Annotated in this window: 1 protein-coding gene; it reads left to right on the top strand. The window is 40.4% G+C overall.

Features of this window, described 5'->3' with window-relative positions:
• Positions 1-218: 218 nt before the first annotated feature.
• Positions 219-2,413: hypothetical protein (locus tag WBJ10_RS03280; protein WP_424288126.1), on the top strand; the 2,195-nt coding region annotated here is incomplete at its 3' end.

The following is a 2,413-nucleotide window of genomic DNA, read 5'->3' as shown; positions in this document are numbered from 1 at the left end:
GGATCAATCAGTCTGAGAATAGGAACTGCAGATACCGGATCTCCTTTTGTAACAAGTGCAATCCCACCTGTACGAAACCAGATCAAAGTAGGCGGCATTCTGACCATAGGGAATAGCACTGCCAGTCCCCCCGGCATCTACCAGGGCACATTTTCAATAACTTTTTTTCAGGAATAAAGTATTGAAAGGTTAACCTCCTCCTCAATAAAGTAAACAGTATGATCTCTTCATTTCCTTACCAAGATCTGCCCGGTTTCCTTTTCAGGAGATTATATATTCTATGGCTGTTTTTTTTATTCCCGTTTGACTCTGTTGCTAAAGATGACCCGCCCATAGATGAAATTTCTGTATTTCTGAACGTAGCGGGCTTGGGAGGCCGGGAGGTCGAAGCGATCGTGAAAGACAATGAAGCTTATTTATCTGTTACTGATGTATTTGATTTTTTAAAAATAAAAAATACGATATCTCCCGGTTTGGATTCTGTATCCGGATTCTTCATGGATCAAAAGAACCAGTACCTGATTGACCTTAACCAACATCAGATTTTCTTGGGAAATAAAACAATTCCATTAGGAAAAGATGAAATAATAGGTACTTCCACCGCTTTATACCTTAAATTGAGCGTCTTTGGAGCGGTTTTTGGACTTGACTGCGTTTTTAATTTCCGTAGCCTCTCTGTTCAGCTGACTACGAAACTTGATCTTCCTGTAATACGCGAAAAAAGACAGGAACTTATGCGTACTAATGTCAGTAAACTGAAAAAGGAAATAATTGCGGATACAATCCTTAAAAGAACCTATTCCGCGTTTAATGCGGGAGCCTTTGACTGGTCTGTAATATCCACTCAGCAGCACCAAGGCCTAAACAATACCCGGCTTAATATGAGGATCGGAACTATTGTTGCCGGTGGGGAGACCAATATTTTATTAAACTATGATTCTCAAAGAAAGTTAAACCTGAGAGAACAATCTTACCAGTGGAGGTATGTCAATAATGATCAAAAAATCTTAAAACAGGTGATGGCGGGGAAAATAGCTGCCCAGTCTACCTCTTCCCTTTTTGCTCCTTTAGTGGGCATAAAACTTACCAATACATCCACAGCTTACAGAAGATCTTTTGACAGCTACACTTTAAGTGATTTCACTGAACCCGACTGGATTGTTGAACTTTATGTAAATAACAGCTTAGTTGATTATGTGAAGGCTGATGCCTCAGGTTTTTTCACATTCCGCGTACCGCTGGTGTATGGTAATTCAGCTTTAAAACTTCGCTTCTTTGGCCCATGGGGCGAGGAGAGAACAAAAGAGCAGGTTTTTAATGTCCCCTATAACTTTTTGCCATCCGGGGAGATGGAGTATACTTTAACTGCCGGGATGCTTGAAGATGGAAAATACAGCCGTTTTTCGAGGGCGGATTTTAAGTATGGTCTTAATAAGGGTATAACGATCGGAACGGGTGTGGAATATTTATCTTCCATAAGATCAAATCAGGTAATGCCTTTTATCAATTCCTCCTTCAGACTTGCTTCTAACTTACTTTTAACAGCAGACTATACCCATAATGTAAGGGGAACAGCACTTTTGAACTATCGCTTACCTTCCAACCTGCTGATCGAACTTAATTATATTAGCTACAAAAAAGGTCAGACAGTCATCAATGGAAATCTCCGGGAAGAACGAAAATTTCTTGTTTCAAAACCGCTTAAATTAGGAAGTTTCTATGGTTTTACGCGTTTATCCCTCAATCAAATAGTTTATCCTCGCTCCAAACAAACTACAGCTGATCTGCTTTTGTCGGTTGCAACAAGGGGAGTTAGTGCAAGTTTAACATCTTATGCGGTGTCGGTGGGTCCTGAATATATGAATGTTTTCAGTAACCTTGCGATGACATTCCAGCTTCCCTCCCGCTTTACTTTAAGACCGCAAATTCAGTATGGGTATAACTATAATACCATCAATGAAGTAAGGATCGAACTTGAAAAACAGGTTTTCAACCGTGGTTTTTTGAACTTGAGCTATATCAATAATCTGAATTACAACCGGCAGAACTTTGGTTTAAGTTTACGGGTTGATCTTTCTTTTGCACGTGCATCTTTCTCGGCAAGGCAAACCTCTAACAGGATGGTTTTAACCCAATCCTTAAGCGGCGGCGGCTCTTATAGTAAACAGACTAGTCTTATTGATTTAAATAACCGTACCAATGTGGGCCGGGGCGGTGTCCTTGTGTACCCTTACCTCGATCTCAATTCAAATAATCTGAGGGATAATAACGAACCCAAGATCGAAGGGCTTCAGCTAAAGGTGAATGGAGGGCGAATAGAAAAAAACCTGCGCGACACAACAATACGAATAATGGATCTCGAGCCGTATGCCGATTATTTAATTGAGCTTGATCCTTCCAGTTTCGATAATAT

The sequence above is a fragment of the Daejeonella sp. genome (assembly GCF_049655485.1).
Lineage (GTDB): Bacteria > Bacteroidota > Bacteroidia > Sphingobacteriales > Sphingobacteriaceae > Daejeonella.
Note: the sequence above shows the minus strand (reverse complement) of the source record. Positions and strands in the feature narration are given on the sequence as shown.